Genomic DNA, 19598 nt, shown 5'->3' with positions numbered 1-19598 from the left:
TTGTTTACCGTTTCAACCGGCGCTTCCATCTTGAGATGCTTCCTCTACGTCTACTCGTCGCTGCAGCCACTATCGGGCCTCGCCCGGCACGTTGGCTCCGGCAAGCTGAAGAATCTTTCTAATCAGGAGCTAATTTGCATAATAGAGCTACTTTTCCCAACCATAACAACAATACCCCTAGAGTGTGTTTGATTGATTCAGGTATCAATCGAGGCCATGCTTTGCTCGCTCCCGTCATAAACACAACCGATTTATTTACAGTGAATCCAAAATGGGGAACAGATGATGAATCTAATCATGGAACAGGTATAGCAGGCATAACTACTTACGGTGATTTAACCGAAGCGCTATCTACTGGTGAACCTATTTATATTGATTTCCTTTTAGAGTCTGTAAAAATCATTCAGAAAGAAGGCAATAATAATGGTAACTCTACATTCCATGCTAATCTCTTTAGGGATGCTGTAAGTCAGCCAGAAATCGTTGTGCCCAATCGCCCTCGTGTTTTTAGCTCCGCTGTAACAGCTTCAGATTTCAGGGATCGTGGCCGTCCTTCTTCATGGTCTGCAATGGTAGATCGGCTTGCATCTGATGCAGACGGCAACGGACAGTTTCGTCGCTTAATTATTCTTTCTGCTGGCAATATCAGAGAGCAAGTAGCTTGGGTAAATTATCCTGATAGCCTTTCAACAAATTTAATTCACGATCCAGGACAAGCTTGGAATGCAATTACTGTTGGCGCATTTACGGAAAAAACTGACACTCAAGATTCCACTTTACAAGCAGTAGCCACAACTGGCGGGTTAAGTCCCTTCAGCACAACCTCTGCTAGTTGGGATAAAGCGTGGCCATTAAAGCCTGACGTAGTGTTTGAAGGTGGCAACTTGGGTAAAAACATTTATGATGGTTTTGTAGGTACTGTACCAAGCCTCAATTTGCTTACCACTCACTACAAACCTACCGAAAAATTATTTACAACAACCAATGCTACTAGTGCAGCATCCGCGCTATGCGCACGTATGGCTGCAAAACTCATGACGGCATACCCACAACTTAGCCCAGAAACTATTCGGGCTTTAATTGTCCATTCGGCTATATGGACAGAGAACATGCGCCAAAAATATTTACCTGCAAATAAAACTCCAACTAAAAATGATTATGTCAACCTAATCAGGCATTGTGGATGGGGAGTACCTGATATTGAGATAGCAAAATGGAGTGTCTCAAATTCATTGACACTCATCGTCGAAGATACAATTCATCCTTACAAAAAAGAAAAAGGTGAAAAAGTAAAAACAAGGGATATGAATCTTCATAGCCTACCTTGGCCGAAAGAAGAACTCGAAGCACTAGGGGAAACACTGGTACAAATGCGTGTCACTTTATCTTATTTTATTGAACCTAATCCTTCGGCTCGGGGAACTACCTCAAAATTCCATTATCCTTCGTGCCGTTTAAGATTTGACGTTCGCAGGCCTTTAGAATCAACTAAAGACTTTCTTGCTCGCGTAAATGCAGCGGCCATAATTGAAGAAGATGAACAACAAGTTAATCCCAAAGACCCTAATTGGAAATTAGGAGAACAAAATAGACATAAAGGCTCGCTTCATCAGGATATTTGGGAAGGCACGGCAGCCGACCTAGCTAGCCGTGGATTTCTAGCTGTATACCCCGCAATGGGCTGGTGGCGAACTCGTCCAAGGTTAGAAAGGTACAATCTTCCTATCAGATATAGCTTAATAGTTTCGATTCGTACACCTAAAACCGAGGTCGATATTTACAAAGCGGTCGCTCAACAGGTGGAATTAGCAGCTCGAGTTATTATTGAAACTTAGTACCCAATTAATTGCAATAATATTAAAGTCAGTATTAGATAACATATAAATCAATTTGGTAATAGCACCATTTGGGATTAGATAATGTAAAAATTGAAGATAAACTTCGCAGATTCAATTTCTTTCCCTTAAATATCAATATTCGTCGCCCGCAACGCATTCTTCTCAATAAACGCGCGTCGTGGTTCAACCACATCACCCATCAACGTAGTAAAGATTTCATCAGTCAATATGCTGTCTTCAATCTGCGCGCGCAGCAGCCGGCGGTTCGCCGGGTCCATGGTGGTTTCCCACAATTGGATGGGATTCATTTCACCCAAGCCTTTATAGCGTTGCACATTCACACCTTTTTTCGCTTCTTCCAACATCCACTCAAGGGCTTGTTTAAATTCACTGACGCTTTGCTTGCGTTCGCCGCGTTGTATGTAGGCACCCTGACTTAACAAGCCTTCAAACACTTGAGCAGTTTTCTGAATCTGCGCATAGTCGCCGCTTTCGACAAAATCATTATCCAGGTAGCTGGTCAGCACATTGCCATGCGACATACGCATGATTTTCAGGCGGTAACGTTCATGGACTTCATCATATTCCGCGACGATTTCTATGTCTTTCACCCGTGATGCCAGCCGGGCTGCGCTGTCTATTGCCGCTTGCTCGCTGCTCAAATTAACATCCGGCAGACGCAGCAGTGCATGCATCACGTTGCTGTCGATCATTCGGCTCATGCGCTCGATCACCGATTCTGACAGAATATATTCATTGGCGATTTTTTCCAGTGTGTCACCGGTCAAAGGCGGCTTTTCTTCACCGGTATACAGCTCAGCGTCGGCTAAAGCCAGACTTAGCATGTGTTGTTTTAATTCATGGTCATCTTTGACATAACGTTCTTTTTTGCCATGTTTGATTTTGTACAGCGGCGGTTGCGCAATGTAAATGTGGCCGCGTTCGATCAGTTCGGGCATTTGCCGGTAAAAGAAGGTCAATAACAAGGTGCGGATATGCGAGCCGTCTACGTCCGCGTCGGTCATGATAATGATGCGGTGATAGCGCAGCTTGTCCGGGTTATATTCATCCTTGCCTATGCCGGTTCCCAGCGCTGTAATCAGGGAAATAATTTCCTGGGACGATATCAATTTATCAAAGCGGGCTTTTTCTACGTTCAGGATTTTTCCCTTGAGCGGCATGATGGCTTGAAATTTCCGGTCGCGTCCTTGTTTGGCGGAACCGCCTGCAGAATCACCCTCGACCAGGTAAAGTTCGCATAACGCGGGGTCTTTTTCCTGACAATCCGCCAGTTTTCCGGGCAATCCCATGCCGTCGAGCACACCTTTTCTGCGCGTTAGTTCGCGGGCTTTACGCGCCGCTTCTCGCGCTCTGGCGGCTTCGATAACTTTATTGCAAATGGTTTTTGCATCAGCCGGATTTTCCAGTAAAAACTCGGAAAGTTTTTGCGCCACAACTTCTTCCACCACCGGCCGCACTTCGGAGGACACCAGTTTTTCTTTGGTTTGCGAAGAGAACTTGGGTTCAAATAATTTTACCGACAGGACACACGACAAGCCTTCGCGCATGTCATCGCCAGCCGTTTCAATCTTGGCTTTTTTGGTCAGCTCATTTTTTTCCATGTAGTTGTTAAGCGTACGTGTCATGGCAGCACGTAAGCCCGTCAGATGGGAACCGCCATCTTTTTGCGGAATATTGTTGGTGAAACACAAAACCTGTTCGCTGTAACTGTCATTCCACTGCATCGAAACTTCGACCGCAATGTTGTCTTTCGTACCGGTCGCATAAAAAATATTAGAGTGCAGTACCGATTTGCTGCGATTGATGTATTCAACAAAGTTTTTGATTCCGCCGGTAAAAGCGAATTTCTCATCCTTGCCGGTACGTTGATCGATTAAGTGGATTTTTACGCCGTTGTTGAGAAAAGAAAGCTCGCGCAAGCGTTTGGCAAAAATATCGTAGTGGAATTCGATATTGCCAAAAATTTCCTTGCTTGCCAAGAAATGTACTTCGGTGCCATGGCGCTCACTTTCACCGGTAATTTCCAGTGGTTTAACCGGAACGCCGAGGCGAAACTCCATCTGGTTGATTTTTCCATCGCGGCGGATGGTCAGCTTCAGCCATTCGGATAAGGCATTGACTACTGAAACACCGACACCGTGCAAGCCGCCTGAAACTTTATACGAGTTGTCGTCGAATTTACCGCCGGCATGCAATTCGGTCATCACAATTTCTGCGGCAGAACGTTTCAGGTCATCGTCATTTTTGATGCCTGTCGGGATACCGCGTCCATTATCCAATACACTGACTGAGTTATCCGGATGAAGTGTTACGGTAATATCATCGCAATGTCCGGCCAATGCCTCATCAATCGCATTATCGACCACTTCAAAAACCATGTGGTGTAAACCGGTGCCATCACTGGTATCGCCGATATACATGCCCGGCCGTTTGCGTACCGCATCCAGGCCTTTTAGTATTTTTATGCTTTCAGAATCGTAGTCTTTTTGACTTTCATTGGGTACATTGGTGTTTGGATCACTCATCAGTTCGGCGCTTTATGGTTATGAAGTTTAAAAAGAATGTTTCAACTTTTGAGGATTTGGATCATTCCTGCTGAGAAATGCTGTTAAATTCTCATCGGCATGACGATGTATTTGAACTCTTTATTTCCAGGAACTGTTATCAGAACGCTGCTATTGGAATTTTCAAAGGCACATTGTACCGTTTCGCTATTTACATTGTTCAATAAATCCAACAGATAAGTAATATTAAGGCTAATATCCACTAACTCTTCGTCGTATTTAATTTCCAGTTCTTCTTCGGCTTCTTCCTGCTCGTTGTTTTTACAGATAATATGCAGATTATCTTTACTGACGATCAAACGCACGCCACGGAATTTCTCGCTCTGGTTGGATAGTATCGATACCCGTTGCAATGCTTGCAGAAAGGTTAAGCGATCTATTTCAAACAACTTGGTATTGTTTAATGGAATGACCCGGTTGTAATCGGGAAATTTACCGTCAATGATTTTCGATGTCAGAATGATATCCGAGAAGGAGAATCGGATTTTATTCGTAAAATATTCTATTTTTACCGGATCTTCATTATCTTCGAGCAATTTGGACAGTTCAAACACCGCTTTGCGCGGCAAAATGACCTCTTGCTTTTTCTGTGTCTCATTTAAACCGGCTGCGATATAGGCCAAACGATGTCCATCGGTGCCGACACTGATTAACTGATTATCTTCAGTCAGTAATAAAAGTCCGTTCAGGTAATAGCGAATATCTTGTTGTGCCACTGCAAACTGAACTTGATGCAAAAGTTTTTTTAATTCATTTTGCTTCAGTGTGATAGTGGTAGCGGATTCTGACTCTTCAACAACTTCTGGAAAATCCTCTGCGGGCAGTATTTGCAGGTTGAATGCACTTTTTCCGGATTTAACCTGCAAGTGGTCGTCTTTCCGGGTTAATGTAATTTCCGCGTCGGTTGAAAGCGAACGCAAAATATCCTGAAGTTTTTTAGCAGATACCGTTAAAGCAAAATTCTGCTTGGCTGCAAGATCCTTTGTCGTAACCGTTTTGATTTGTATTTCCAGATCAGTGGCCAAAAAAGAGGTCTTTTCTTCGTTTTGCTGAATCAGAACATTTGATAGGATGGGTAATGTCTGACGTCGCTCCACAATTCCGGTGACGGTTTGCAGCGGTTTTAGTAATGTGTCTCTGTTAGTTTTTATTAAAAGCATTTATATAAAAGAATAATAGTAATTAGATAATGTCTTTGATACTTCTGTATTGTTTCTAACATCAAATGAATATCAACAAGATAGCATATTTTTTTCGTTTGTATCAAAACTGTATAGAGCTTGGATGGTTTGTGGATAAAAATAGCAATTCTTTAAAATGCGTAGTTATGCACAAACTGTTAGACAGTTATCAACCTCTTAAAATGAGTATCAGTGCGTTAAAATCTCGGCTCACAACCGGGTCGGAAATCCTTAATTCATTAATTTTCCGGTAGCCATGTAATACCGTCGTATGATCTCTTCCACCAAATGCTTCGCCGATATCCGGTAAACTCAATGAAGTCAGTTCTTTAGCGATTGCCATCGCCATTTGCCGGGGGCGCGCGACGATACGTGTGCGTTTCTTTGAATACATCTCAGATACTTTGATTTTGTAATAATCGGCGACAGTTTTCTGGATATTTTCAATGGATATCTGTCGGCTCTGTACAGCCAGCAAATCCTTTAATGCCTCTTTGGCCAGATCCAGCGTTATTTCCAGACCAACAAAGCGTGAGAAAGCCAATATGCGTTTTAATGCACCTTCCAGCTCCCGTACATTTGAACGGATATGTTTGGCGATAAAAAATGCTACATTTTCATCTAAGCGGATTTTTTCCAGCTCGGCTTTTTTTAACAGAATCGCGACACGCATTTCCAGTTCAGGGGGTTCTACGGCAACAGTTAATCCCCATCCAAAACGAGATACCAGCCGTTCTTCCAATCCGGAAATTTCTTTGGGATAGGAATCACAGGTGATGATGACTTGTTTATGCGTTTCGATGAGTGCGTTGAATGCGTAAAAAAACTCTTCTTGGGTACGGTTTTTCCCGCCAAAAAATTGCACGTCGTCGACGAGCAAGAGATCCAGCGAATGGTAATACAGTTTAAATTTGTCAAAAGCCTTATGTTGATAGGCACTAACGACGTCGGATACATATTTTTCAGCATGCACATAACGGATTTTGGCGCTCTTGTCATTTTCATGTACATAATTACCAATTGCCTGGATCAAATGGGTTTTTCCCAAACCCACACCGCCGTAGATAAAAAGCGGGTTATAGGCAATACCGGGTGATTCCGCAACTTGGATGGCGCCAGCTCGTGCCAGTTGGTTGGCTTTTCCGGTTACGAAATTGTCAAAAGTAAAATTGGGATTCAGGCCGCTGGGATTTTTTTTGCCAGGCGGGTAAGCAGTCTTAGGCTCTGCTTTGGGTTCATGCTGTACTTGCACGGGTACTGGATCCGGCAGGCTATTTTTTGTTTCGGTTTGATCGGCTAGTTTCAGATGGAATTGGATTTTTTTGGCAAAGTACTCCTGTGCCATCACCTCTATGTGCATGATGAAGTTGTCTTTCACCCATTGCGAGACAAATCGATTGGGAGCGATCAGTACGACTTCATTGTCGCTATTTAATGCAGAATCAATTTGTAATGGTTTGATCCAGGTATTAAATTGCTGTGCATTGAGTTCTTTTTTGAAATGATCAAGACAAGATAACCAGAAAGTGTTCAGTGATTGCATAATTTTTTGTTCTTTATCTGTCTGGTTTTAGAAAGCAATAACAATGCAATTTTAATGAAAAATATCTGATCTTAAATTTCCAGATTATCGATCAATCGTGTTTTATCTAGCCAAGCTGCGCCCAAGATTACCAAATCTTGATCATCAACCTGTGCGGGTAGCAGTGAGCTGCGTTTATGAATGCTGATGTAATCAACTTTCCAGCCACGTTGAACAAGATTGTTGGTCGCATTTTCTTGTAATGTCAGAAAATCTTTGCAACCGGAAGTAATTTCTTGTTTGATCTGAAGGAGCGTTTGAAAAAGATGATAAGCCTCCGCACGCTGTGCTGTGTTCAAATATTGATTGCGTGAACTCAATGCCAGCCCATCAGTTTCCCGGACAGTTTCACCTGCAATAATTTCAACGGGTAAATTCAATTGTTTTACCATTTCACGTACGATGTGCAACTGCTGATAATCCTTTTTACCAAACACAGCCAGATCCGGTTGAATAATATTGAATAATTTCAGTACTATCGTTGCAACACCGCGAAAAAATCCCGGACGAAATGCACCTTCCAAGGCATCCGCGACAGGGGGTAATGCTAGCAAGAATTCTTGTGGTGTAGGGAAAAGAATTTCTTCATTAGGTGCAAAAACAGTCTTGACATTTAGCTCGGAAAGCAATCTGCAATCATTGTCAAAAGTGCGCGGATAGCGATCGAAATCTTCATGCGGCAAGAATTGCAGCCGGTTGACAAAGATACTGACAACAACGCAATCGGATAATTGTTTTGCCTGCTTGATCAGCGCGAGGTGACCGGCATGTAAATTTCCCATGGTTGGAACAAAAGCAATGGGTTGTTCACTTTTGAGACTGTTACGTAGCGCGGTAATGTCATTAAATAGGTTCACGCTGGATTTAGCAATTAAAATTCATGTTCTTTACCTGGAAACTGGCCGGTTTTGACAGCAGTGACATAATTTGCAACGGCTTCCTGGATGCTTTTTGCATCCGCCATAAAGTCTTTCACGAAACGGGGTTTTTTACCTTGAACCAATCCCAGCATATCATGGAGCACCAAAACCTGAGCTGAGCAATTAGCGCCTGCACCGATACCTATCGTAGGAATAGCAAGCGTTTGGGTGATCTTTTGGGCGAGTTTTGCCGGTACAACTTCCATTACCAGCAGGCTTGCTCCCGATTTTTCCAGTAGCTTTGCGTCATCGAGCAACTGTTTCGCTGATTTCTCCGAGTTACCTTGTAATTTGTATCCGCCCAGTTGATGAATCGATTGCGGTGTCAGCCCAATATGGGCGCAAACCGGAATACCGCGCCGGGTCAAAAATTGGATCGTATCCGCCATGATTTGACCCCCTTCAATTTTAACCATGTGCGCACCCGCGGCAAGAATTTTGGAAGCATTCTCAAAAGCCTGTTCGGGCGAAACTTGATAGCTGCCGAAGGGCATATCGGTAATGATCAATGCTTTGCTGGCGCCGCGCGCAACACAGCGCGTATGATAAATCATGTCATCCAGCGTGACGGATAAGGTGGTGTTTTCTCCGTGCAAAACATTGCCTAAAGAATCACCGACCAGCAAGACATCAATGCCTGCATTTTCCAAAATAGTTGAAAAAGTGGCGTCATAACAGGTCAGGACAGTGAACTTCTCATTGTTCTCAACCATTTTTTTCAGAGTGGTTTGTGTAATTCTCATACTTTATAGGGATAGCAAATTTTATCGAGAAAAACCAAGTAGCATGATGGATTATTTCAAGCCTTGATTTGTTCCAGTTTTTGTTCATTGCATGCTGCAAGCAGTGGCGCAATGAGGCCATGACCTGGAATATGGCAATCCGGCGCGATTTCCATCAGCGGCCTCAGCACAAACGCACGCTGCGACATGCGTGGATGCGGTAAAGTAAGTGCCTCATCACGACATGCCAGATTATCATACAACAGAATATCGAGATCCAGAGTACGCGGCGCATTCAAAGATTCGCGTACGCGACCATGCTGGAGTTCAATAGCCAGCAATGCGTTAAGTAGCTCATGCGGTGCAAGATGCGTTTCAATCAATGCCACCGCGTTGATAAAATCGGGCTGATCCAATCGTCCAACGGGAGCACTTTTGTACAGCGAAGAATGGCTTATTAAGTGTGTGCCGGGGAGTTGTTTTAATTCATCAAATGCTTGTTGTATCTGGGAAATTGGGTTTTCCAGATTACTGCCCAAAGCAATAAAAGCCTGGCTCGGTATTTTTCTCATGGGAAATACAAATTAACCGTCTTCATTTTTGGCGGAATCATCCGGAGGAACAGCGAGACTGGGTGAAGATTTTTTACGGCTGCGTTTTCTCTTGCGTTTTATAGGCGAAGTTTGGTTGAGCAACAATTTTTCCCGCTCTTCGTTATCCGCGGATAGAAATGATTTCCACCATTCACCGAGCTCCATGTTCAATTCACCGCTTTCACAACGCAGCAACATGAAATCATAAGCCGCGCGAAAACGCGGATGAGTGATTAATCGGAACGGTTTACGCCCGCTACGGGCTTCAAAGCGCGGTTGCATGGCCCAAATTTCTTGGATGATTGCATCAAAGCGGCGAGGAATCGCAAGTTTCTTATGTTGTATCGCAAGGATCTGGTCCATTGCCTTAAATAAGGCAGGTAAAGGTTTCTCACCGGCAACCTGGAGTGAATCCCAGGTGGAAAGCACTTCATGCCATAGCAGTATGGCAAACAAAAATCCGGGAGAAACGGGCTTATCTTGTCTGATCCGCGCATCGGTGTTCTTAAGGGCAATGGTGATGAAGCGTTCACCCAAAGGTTGTTCGAGAATGACATCCAGCATCGGCAGAAGACCGTGATGCAAGCCGCGCGCCCGCAATTCAACTACACAAGCCAACGCATACCCTGACAATAACAGTTTCAACATTTCATCAAACAGGCGGGACGGCGGAACGTTTTGCAGTAAAGGTGCCAGATCGCCAATGGGCTTGGCGGTTTCCGCTTCTATTTGCATATCCAGTTTAGATGCCAGACGGACGGCGCGTAACATGCGTACCGGATCTTCGCGGAAGCGTTGTACCGGATCCCCGATAATACGCATTTTTTTGGCTTTGATATCTTCATAGCCATTCAGGTAATCAAGAATCTCTTCCTTGGCAGGGTCATAGAACAGTGCATTGACTGTGAAATCACGGCGAACAGCATCTTCTTCCTGACTGCCAAAGACATTATCGTGTAAAAGACGGCCGTGTTGGTCGGTCTGCTGGATCGATGTATGATTATTCTCTTCGTCGGGAGAATTCCCGCGAAAAGTTGAAACCTCCACCGTTTCAGCGCCACACATCACGTGAACCAAACGAAAACGCCGCCCGATAATGCGCGACCGGCGAAAAAGCTGGTATACCTGCTCGGGTGTCGCATTGGTTGCGACATCGAAATCTTTCGGTGTCAATCCCAATAGCAAATCCCGCACGGCGCCTCCGACGATATAAGCTGAAAACCCGGCCTGTTGAAGAGTAGTGGCAGTTTTAAGTGCACAGGGAGTGATCTGGTTGCGCCGGATGCCGTGGTGTTTGAAAGGAATAATACTCAGACTCAGCTTTGCGTTCGATTCGGAAGCAGGCGCTTTGCGGCTGAATACTTTGCGGAGAAATTTACGGATCATTGCGATTGATAGAAAGCATCCGGCTCTTATATTATATAACGGATTAAAAATTCAGTTGAAGCCAGCCGGTAAGCCGGGTTCTGTCGTGGACAGTCATTCCTCTAGATGCACAGTTACCTGTACATTCAAGCAACCTACCCGCAGGCTCTGCGAGCAACATCATCGCCTGCCTATTTGGTCTTGCTCCGGATGGAGGTTACCGCGTTTCACCGTAACTGAATACGCTCGTCTCTGTGGCCCTATTCCTCACCTCACGGTGGACGGCCGTTAACCGTCATCCTGCTCTGTGGAGCCCGGACTTTCCTCCCCCTGTGTTCAAAATGAATAACAGGCGGCGACTGTCTAGCCAGCTTCGCTGATCATTTTATCACTTGCAAGGGTGACAGTCTGGAGATTGTCCATTACTTGATCAACATCGCGTTAATTTGTGTTAGGGTATCTTCGTCCAATTCACCTGCTTCCGCGCTTAGACGTAATCTGGACATCAGATAGCTGTGATACGCTTTGGCTAAGTCGCGTTTGGCAGAATAAAGTTGTTGCTGAACATTCAGTACATCCACTTCGGTTCTAACGCCGACTTGTTGTCCAAGAATAGTTGAATCTAACTGACTTTGACTGGATATCAAGGCTTGTTTGAGTGCTTTTACCTGCGCGATACCGTTGGTGACATTTAAATACTGTTGACGAGTTTGTATGGTGATATTGCGCCGGGTATTTTCCAAATCATGTAACGCTTTGTCTTGAAGGGCGAGTGCTTCGCGTACACGGGATTGAACGGAAAAACCTTGAAATAGGGGTAAATTGAGTTGCAGCCCGATTGATTTTGACGTGATATCGATACCGCGACCAGTAATCGCACCGCCAACGCCAGTTTGATCACTATATTGCGCGACTAGATCCAATGTCGGGTAATGTTGTGCCCAAACTTTCTTTACTTCCTGATTAGCTATTTCATAAGCAGCTTGCTGGGTTCTTAAAGTAAAGTTTTTTTCTTCAGCAACACGTACCCATTCATCCATACCGCTGTAGTTTAATTTAGTCAAACTAGAAGCAATTTCCTTTGCGCCTAAAAGATTTTCAGGGAAGCGGTCGATGATGCCTTGTAATGTGCGCTTTCTGATTTCAAGTGCGTTGTTAGCAGCAATTTCTTGTGAAGTGGTTAAATCATAGCGAGCTTGAGCTTCATTGGTATCCACAATGGTGGATACACCTACTTCAAAGTTACGCTTGGCTTGTTCGAGTTGTTTCAGAATGGCCTTTTTCTGCGCTTCCACTACTTCGACATCAACCTGAGCATCTAATACATCAAAATACGCTTGTGCGACACGCAAAATCAAATCTTGTCCGGCACCCATAAATTGCATATCGGCTCTGCTGACTTCCATTTTTGATTGCGCATAAATGACAATACTTTCCATGCGGAATAAAGGCTGTGTCGCGGATAATGTAATATTCCGGTTTTGAATCGTTACTTCGGGAGGGTTTGCATTACCAACCCCAGTAAAAACGTTATTTGCATCGATTTGTTGAACTGCACGTGAGCCAGACAAAGTGATATTTGGTAAAAAACCCGCTCTACCTTGCGGTAATTTTTCTTGTGCAGCTTGATAAGCAGCACGTGCCGACCTGTACTGTGCATCTTGCGCTAACGCTTCCTGATAGATGCCCATCAAATCGGCAGCTTGCACAATGGGGTACCCGATGATGCCGATGAAGACAGCAAAAACAAATTGCAAGCGTTTCATGGGTTTTTCCGATAGGGATGCGTAACTGATGAGGCTTCAGTAATAAGTTGCGCGCTGCATCGGATAACACATGTAATTTCTTTAATACTCAAAAGGTAAACCTTGTCGGTTGCAGCGCATTGATGAGCGGTGGTGTGCTGGTTTCAAACAGCTTGGTTGTGGTGAATTCGCCGGGTGCTATACAAGTGATCAGCAAAGCTTCCATGACCGGATCTTCTCCCACAATCGCAAATAATCGCCCTCCCGGATTCAAACTTTTCTGAAAAGTATCGGGTAAAGCAGGTGTCGATGCTGTTAATACAATCACATCATAAGGTCCATTTTTGGGCCAACCGCGTGCAGCATCACCCAGTTCGATGGTTACATTTGTGATCTCGTGCGCTTTAAGATTATTTTCTGCGAACGTTTTGAGTTCAGGAATGATTTCCACACTGAAAACGTGCGCACCTTGATCGGCCAGTAGCGCCGTCAGATACCCGCTGCCACTACCGACTTCCAGAATTTTGTCTGTTTTCTTGACGTGAAGTTCCTGTACGATGCGTGCTTCCATTTTTGGGGTAAGCATCACCTGGCCATAACCCAGCGGAATTTCCATATCGACAAAAGCCATTGCGCGATTTTCGGCTGGAACAAATTCTTCACGCTTTATTTTATATAGTAAATCCAGTACGTTATCATCCAATACATTCCATGTGCGGATTTGTTGCGCAACCATATTAAATCGAGTTTGTTCAAGATTCATTTCTAATCCGTATTCTCAAATTGATGTAAGACTTGCAATTATTTCACATTTCCATTAGCTTCACAGCATCAGCTAGGGGTCCGTTTTCAGAATTGTCTGATATTTGGTGAGATAGTCCCTTAATACCTGACGCGGATAATGCCGCCGTAGGGAAGCTGGGATTTATTCTCCCGCTCTTTATGGCACTTCTAAGGAGCAATACTATAATGAGCATTACAGTTTTAAACCCAAAAAGTTTTTCCAACACAACCGCTGAAGTCGATGCAGCAGCCGTAAAACCGCTACCGAATTCACGTAAAATCTATGTACAAGGCTCGCGAGCCGATATTCAGGTTCCAATGCGCGAAATCCGCCAGAGCGATACGACCACCAGTGCGGGCGCGGAAAAAAATCCGCCGATCTGGGTCTACGATACCTCCGGTCCCTATTCGGATCCGGCAATGAAGATTGATATCCGCTCCGGACTGCCAGCATTGCGCGAAAAATGGATTGATGGGCGTAATGATACCGAAATATTATCAGGCCACAATTCTGCATACAGCCTGGAACGTTTAAAAGACCCCAAACTTGCAGATATGCGCTTTAACTTGCAGCGGCAACCGCGCCGCAGCAAGGCCGGATTAAATGTTACACAGATGCATTATGCGCGCCGCGGCATCATTACACCAGAAATGGAGTTTATCGCGATTCGCGAGAATCAGCGCGTTGAAGCATTCAATGCGCAAAATCATGAATTATTAACCCGTCAGCACCCGGGACAGGATTTTGGTGCATCACTGCCCAAACTGATAACGCCGGAATTTGTGCGCGATGAGGTGGCGCGGGGGCGCGCTATCATTCCGGCTAATATCAACCATCCTGAATCCGAGCCAATGATTATCGGACGTAATTTCTTGGTGAAAATAAACGCTAATATCGGTAATTCCGCATTAGGTTCCAGCATTCAGGAAGAAGTGGAAAAAATGACCTGGGCGATCCGCTGGGGTGGTGACACGGTGATGGATCTTTCTACCGGCAAGAACATACACGAAACGCGCGAGTGGATTATCCGGAACAGCCCGGTACCGATTGGCACGGTGCCTATTTATCAGGCTTTGGAGAAAGTTGACGGCAAAGCCGAGGAATTAACCTGGGAAATTTTCCGTGACACGTTGATCGAACAGGCCGAGCAGGGCGTCGATTACTTTACCATCCATGCTGGTGTGCGCCTTGCGTATGTGCCGATGACGGCGAAACGCATGACGGGTATCGTCTCTCGCGGCGGTTCGATTATGGCTAAATGGTGTTTGTCACATCACAAGGAAAGTTTCCTGTATACCCACTTTGAAGAAATTTGCGAGATCATGAAGGCTTATGATGTTAGCTTCTCGCTGGGTGATGGACTGCGCCCCGGTTCTATTTATGATGCGAATGATGAAGCACAATTTGCCGAACTGAAAACGCTGGGTGAATTAACTAAGATAGCCTGGAAACATGATGTGCAAACCATGATCGAAGGGCCCGGCCATGTGCCGATGCACTTGATCAAGGAAAATATGGAATTGCAATTGAAGTATTGCGATGAAGCGCCTTTTTATACATTGGGTCCACTGACGACGGACATTGCTCCCGGTTATGATCATATTACATCCGCAATTGGCGCTGCGATGATCGGCTGGTATGGTACCGCGATGCTGTGTTATGTGACGCCGAAAGAGCATCTGGGTTTGCCGGACAAGGATGATGTCAAGGACGGTATTATTACCTACAAGATCGCCGCGCATGCAGCGGATCTGGCAAAAGGACATCCCGGTGCGCAAATTCGGGATAATGCGCTGTCCAAAGCACGTTTTGAATTCCGTTGGGAAGACCAGTTTAATCTCAGTCTGGATCCGGACAAGGCGCAACAGTTCCATGATGAGACCTTGCCACAGGATGGCGCAAAGGTGGCGCATTTCTGTTCCATGTGTGGCCCGCATTTCTGTTCAATGAAAATTACCCAGGATGTACGGGAATATGCCGCCAATCAGGGGGTTGCCGAAGAAGAAGCTTTGAAGCTGGGGATGGCGCAAAAATCAGCAGAGTTTAAGGAAAAGGGCGCAGAAATTTACAGTAAATTGTAAAGTCGACCGCACGTTCTTATTGTCAATTTCAATTTTTTAAAAGCATAACAACAGCGCGATATGGATTTAATTTTATTGTTTAAAGCTTTAATCCTGGGCATTGTTGAGGGATTGACTGAATTTCTGCCGGTTTCTTCCACCGGTCATTTGATCCTGGCCGGTGATTTGCTCGATTTTAATGATGAGCGCGCCATGGTATTTACCATCGCGATTCAGTTGGGTGCGATTTTGGCAGTTTGCTGGGAATATCGCAGTAAGATCATCGAAGTGATCCGCGGTATCGGTTCCAGTCCGGCAGCCAATCGTTTTGTGATCAACCTGCTGATTGCGTTTTTGCCGGCTGCGATCATGGGTTTATTGTTCATTAAAACCATCAAATACTATTTGTTTCACCCCGTGCCGGTCGCGCTGGCGTTGATCATCGGCGGTTTCCTAATTTTGTGGGCGGAGCGCAGGAAACATGTGGTTGAAGTGGAACAAGTCGATGACATGGATTGGAAACACGCATTGAAAATCGGTCTAGCACAATGCCTTGCGCTGATTCCGGGGACTTCGCGCTCGGGTGCTACGATTATCGGTGGCCTGTTTTTTGGCTTATCGCGCAAAGCCGCTACCGAGTTTTCATTTTTCCTGGCAATTCCCATCATGTTTGCAGCCACCTTTTATGATGTCTACAAGCATCGTGAGTTTTTAGAATGGGATGATTTGGGCATGTTTGCGGTGGGTTTTGTGGCTGCCTTCATCAGCGCGCTGTTGGCGGTGCGTGGCCTGCTTCGCTTCATCAGTAATCATGATTTTACAGTATTTGCCTGGTATCGCATCGTATTTGGTATGATCATATTGGTGACAGCATACACGGGTGCCATTGGCTGGTCGGAAATGTGAATAGGATAAAAGGCAAATTTTGCCTATATTTGAAGGAGTCTAAGCAAACAGTAATATAGATCAAAAAAACAGAAGCTGTTTGGTTTGATAGATGCTCGGAACTAAATTAAAGCTTCGCTCTCACAAGGTGATATAACAAATCTATAAGGAGTTTACGAATGAAAATAAAATGGCCCGGATTTATTTTTAAGCGATTCTTAGCGTTATCCGTAATAGTAGCGGCAATGACGCTTATGCAGGCAAGCCAAGTATTGGCACATGCTTCTTTAGTTAAAGCTGAACCCGCTCGTCGTGCAGTGCTTTCTACACCGCCCGCACGGATTCATCTCTGGTTCAATGAAGAAATTGAACCCGCTTATGCGGCGCTTTCGGTACTCAATGAGGATAAAAAATCTATTACGGATAACAAAGTAGAAGTGGATTCAAAAGACCCGAAGTCTGTTGTGCTGGAATTACCGGATTTGCAACCGGGGCGCTACACCGTGAAATTCCGGGTGCTTTCTGTCGATGGTCACGTGGTTGATTCAGAATACAATTTCACAGTTGCAAGCGAAAAAAAGTAAAAAAAGATGATAGAGATCGTTGCTACATTTGCCCGTTGGTCACAGCTGATTGCTAATCTGATATTGTTCGGTAGCTGTATTTTTCTTGCTATCGCTGGGCAACAAAAAGCTGTATTTGAAAGCGCTTGGGTAGTCCGGCTGGAAAAAATATTTCCATGGTTGGGTGGCGTCATTTTACTGGGATTGCTCGTTATTCTGGCGACAACAACAGGCGAAGCAACGGGTATTGCTGCTAATACCTGGCGGCCTGATGCTTGGCTGGAAGTCGTGCAACAGACCCGCGTTGGAAAAATTTGGGCGGCTCGTGCGATATTTGCAGTAGTATTGTTAGGGGTCACGCTATATCTTCAGCATGTTTACAGGGTGAGGTGGCATTACATCCTATGCGCGGTTGTTGCGTCTTTACCTTTGATGATCGGATCACTCGTAAGCCATTCTGCCGCAGACGAAATGTCTGTCGTTTCAATACTGCCGTATGCGCTGCATGTTCTTTTCGCCGGTATCTGGTTTGGCGCTTTGCCTGCTTTCTTATTAATAATATTTAGTAAGAACTATTCAGGCCAATCGTTGGATTTGCTGAGTATTAATAGCTTGAAAAAGTTTTCTTCTTTGGCTTTGCCAGTTATGGTCATGATCATGGCCACAGGCATTATTGTTGCTGACCGCATGATCGAAGAAGACTACCATGCAATGGTTGCTAGTTCGTATGGTTGGTTATTAAACATAAAACTCACATTATTAGCGATCATTCTAATCATTGCGTATCAAGCACGCTCCAGATGGCTGCCTTTGTTGATCCGAGCTAATAATGGCGAAGAAACTCAAAGCGGCGGCCAACAAATGAAGCGGTGGGTAAGCATTGAATTTATTCTTGCCATGATCTTGGTATTACTGGCGACTATCCTATCAAATACCAAGCCAGCAAAGCATGCCATGGTTGAAAGCTGGCCCTATCCTTTTAGATTTTCAGTCGATGCTACCTGGGAAGAACCCAACGTTCAGATTTTTTTCTGGATCGGTGTAACACTTTTCATATTGGCAGCGGGTTCAATAGGGTTAGGTATTAAAAGCAAATGGGATATAAAAAAACGCCTTGGTGTCCCGCTTGTCTTAACAATGGCCGCCTTTGCAATAGCATTACCTAAACTGGCAGTGGTTGCTTATCCTGAAACTTACCAAAGTACGCCTGTTCCGTTTGATGCGATCTCTATTTCAAATGGATCAAAATTGTTCTCACAGAATTGTACGACTTGCCATGGCCCACAAGGTAAAGGCAATGGAATAATCGCTAAAACTTTTAATCCGCCACCCACTGATTTATTGACAGAAGCACATACGGCAAAACATACCGCTGGAGATTTCTTCCATTGGTTAACGCACGGAATTGCTGCGACGGGTATGCCGAGTTTTTCCAGTAAATTGTCAGAAGAGGATCGCTGGGATGTCGTCAATTATATTCATGCCATGTCGCGTGGCTATAAAGCGCGCTTGCAGAGTCCTGAGGTCGTCCCTGGAAGACCATCTATTGGACCCCCTATTTTTTCATATTTTGCAAATGACGGCACCAGTGGCATTCTAAAGGATTTTCGTCAGAAGAAAAATGTAATGATCGTATTATTCACCTGGCCACAATCACACGAGCGGCTACAAGAATTGACAGCATCGTATGCTAGGTTACAGGAGCTAAATACAATCATTCTAGCGATCCCGATGAATAATCTTGATAAACAAGAAATCATGGATATTGCAAGGGATATTCCTTTTCCGGTTGTAACAGAAGGTTCATTAGAGATAAAAAATAGCTATGCTTTATTTCGAAGAACGCTTACTAATCCAGATATATTAAATGAAGGCGTAATTCCAGAGCATTTTGAGTTTTTGATAGATCGCTTTGGCTATTTACGTGCCAGGTGGATACCCGCTATTGACGAAAGCGGCTGGGCAGATATCAGTGTTCTAACAAAACAGCTCGTTCAGCTGAATAGTGAAAAGGAAATTCTTCCGCCACCCAGTGACCATGTTCACTAATGCGGCGAAATTCTTTTCGCTTTAACCATTTTTATTTTAATTAGTACTCTGCGAGTAAGCTGATGATAAGACAAATAATTCCATTAGTTTTGTTAAGCGCGATAGTGATGTTGTCACAGTTTGCTTGGGCACATACTGATGTGTTTTTGGCTACAGTTGAAGCGCCTCATGGCGGTCAACTTCGTGCAGCAGGCCCCTTTCATTTAGAGCTAGTCGCCAAGGATGGTGAATTGACATTGTATGTAACCGATCATGGGGATTTACCAATTCCAGTGCAAGGTGGGCACGGTAAAGCAAATATTCAATTAGGCAAGGATGGTGAGCGCAAAGCAGTTACACTTGAGCCGGAGAGTGGAAATATAATGAGAGCAAGCGGTGAGTTTAGAATTACACCGGAGACTTCAGTTACTGTTTTTATAGCAATTCCGGGGCATGAAGCGCAAGGAGCGCGCTTTACTCCACTTGCGCTTAAAGGAGATGGTGCTGAGCGCGGACATGAACACGATCATGATCATTAAGTGAATGAAAAGACCATTTGTTGATTAAGAATGCATCAATCCTTCCAGTCCCTCTTCACGGTAGCGAATCATATAACAACGTGATGTGGTCCAATAGACCCGGACACTCCAGTTAAGAGAAAATTGTCTTAATTGGAGGAAGAAATGGAAGCGAGGAAACAATATACAAAGGAATTTAAACTGGATGCAATCAGTCTGGTTGTGGATC

General features: G+C 44.6%; 15 protein-coding genes, 1 other RNA gene and 1 riboswitch. Of the genes, 6 read left to right on the top strand and 10 right to left on the bottom strand.

All coding sequences use genetic code 11. The annotated features are described in order from the left end of the window. Window positions 1-188: 188 nt before the first annotated feature. On the top strand, window positions 189-1835 hold the full coding sequence (locus QZ942_RS11745; RefSeq protein ID WP_292995789.1) for a S8 family peptidase: 1647 nt from the start codon (window positions 189-191) through the stop codon (window positions 1833-1835). A 128-nt stretch (window positions 1836-1963) separates the two neighbouring features. Here QZ942_RS11745 and gyrB read toward each other — a convergent pair whose 3' ends face one another. From gyrB to QZ942_RS11695, 10 genes are all read right to left on the bottom strand, one after another. After that, on the bottom strand, window positions 1964-4384 hold the full coding sequence (gyrB, locus tag QZ942_RS11740) for a DNA topoisomerase (ATP-hydrolyzing) subunit B (RefSeq protein ID WP_292995788.1): 2421 nt from the start codon (window positions 4382-4384) through the stop codon (window positions 1964-1966). Window positions 4385-4467: 83 nt separating this feature from the next. Next, window positions 4468-5583 (bottom strand): DNA polymerase III subunit beta, encoded by a 1116-nt coding sequence (gene dnaN, locus QZ942_RS11735; RefSeq protein WP_292995786.1) that lies wholly within the window; start codon window positions 5581-5583, stop codon window positions 4468-4470. 190 nt (window positions 5584-5773) lie between these two features. Beyond that, window positions 5774-7147, bottom strand: coding sequence for a chromosomal replication initiator protein DnaA (dnaA, locus tag QZ942_RS11730; RefSeq protein WP_292995784.1), 1374 nt, complete (start codon window positions 7145-7147; stop codon window positions 5774-5776). 71 nt (window positions 7148-7218) lie between these two features. After that, window positions 7219-8043 (bottom strand): pantoate--beta-alanine ligase, encoded by an 825-nt coding sequence (gene panC / locus QZ942_RS11725; RefSeq protein ID WP_292995782.1) that lies wholly within the window; start codon window positions 8041-8043, stop codon window positions 7219-7221. 14 nt (window positions 8044-8057) lie between these two features. After that, complete coding sequence (gene panB / locus QZ942_RS11720; protein WP_292995780.1) at window positions 8058-8849, bottom strand: 3-methyl-2-oxobutanoate hydroxymethyltransferase; 792 nt, start codon at window positions 8847-8849, stop codon at window positions 8058-8060. Window positions 8850-8905: 56 nt separating this feature from the next. Beyond that, a complete protein-coding gene (folK, locus tag QZ942_RS11715; protein ID WP_292995778.1) occupies window positions 8906-9400 on the bottom strand; it encodes a 2-amino-4-hydroxy-6-hydroxymethyldihydropteridine diphosphokinase in 495 nt (164 codons plus the stop codon). 12 nt (window positions 9401-9412) lie between these two features. Continuing rightward, window positions 9413-10807 (bottom strand): polynucleotide adenylyltransferase PcnB, encoded by a 1395-nt coding sequence (pcnB, locus tag QZ942_RS11710; protein ID WP_292995776.1) that lies wholly within the window; start codon window positions 10805-10807, stop codon window positions 9413-9415. Between the two features lie 53 nt (window positions 10808-10860). Continuing rightward, window positions 10861-11161: RNase P RNA component class A (gene rnpB, locus QZ942_RS11705), an RNA gene on the bottom strand. 47 nt (window positions 11162-11208) lie between these two features. Beyond that, window positions 11209-12552 carry a TolC family outer membrane protein gene (locus QZ942_RS11700; protein WP_292995774.1) on the bottom strand — a complete coding sequence of 448 codons (1344 nt, stop codon included), beginning with the start codon at window positions 12550-12552 and terminating at the stop codon, window positions 11209-11211. Window positions 12553-12640: 88 nt separating this feature from the next. Then, the gene (locus tag QZ942_RS11695; RefSeq protein ID WP_292995772.1) at window positions 12641-13294 is read right to left on the bottom strand and encodes a protein-L-isoaspartate O-methyltransferase; all 654 of its coding nucleotides are present in this window, start codon (window positions 13292-13294) and stop codon (window positions 12641-12643) included. 64 nt (window positions 13295-13358) lie between these two features. After that, window positions 13359-13464, top strand: a riboswitch (TPP riboswitch). Window positions 13465-13500: 36 nt separating this feature from the next. Here QZ942_RS11695 and thiC point away from each other — a divergent pair. From thiC to QZ942_RS11670, 5 genes are all read left to right on the top strand, one after another. Beyond that, window positions 13501-15396, top strand: coding sequence for a phosphomethylpyrimidine synthase ThiC (gene thiC / locus QZ942_RS11690; RefSeq protein WP_292995770.1), 1896 nt, complete (start codon window positions 13501-13503; stop codon window positions 15394-15396). Window positions 15397-15456: 60 nt separating this feature from the next. Beyond that, window positions 15457-16281 (top strand): undecaprenyl-diphosphate phosphatase, encoded by an 825-nt coding sequence (locus tag QZ942_RS11685; protein ID WP_292995768.1) that lies wholly within the window; start codon window positions 15457-15459, stop codon window positions 16279-16281. Between the two features lie 158 nt (window positions 16282-16439). After that, complete coding sequence (locus tag QZ942_RS11680) at window positions 16440-16844, top strand: copper resistance CopC family protein (protein WP_292995766.1); 405 nt, start codon at window positions 16440-16442, stop codon at window positions 16842-16844. 6 nt (window positions 16845-16850) lie between these two features. Then, window positions 16851-18872: a CopD family protein gene (locus QZ942_RS11675; RefSeq protein WP_292995764.1), complete on the top strand. Its 2022-nt coding sequence runs from the start codon at window positions 16851-16853 to the stop codon at window positions 18870-18872. A 62-nt stretch (window positions 18873-18934) separates the two neighbouring features. Continuing rightward, complete coding sequence (locus QZ942_RS11670) at window positions 18935-19390, top strand: hypothetical protein (RefSeq protein WP_292995762.1); 456 nt, start codon at window positions 18935-18937, stop codon at window positions 19388-19390. Window positions 19391-19598 lie beyond the last annotated feature (208 nt).

This window comes from Nitrosomonas sp. (assembly GCF_021731985.1).
Lineage (GTDB): Bacteria > Pseudomonadota > Gammaproteobacteria > Burkholderiales > Nitrosomonadaceae > Nitrosomonas.
This window is presented reverse-complemented; position numbering and strand designations above follow the sequence as displayed.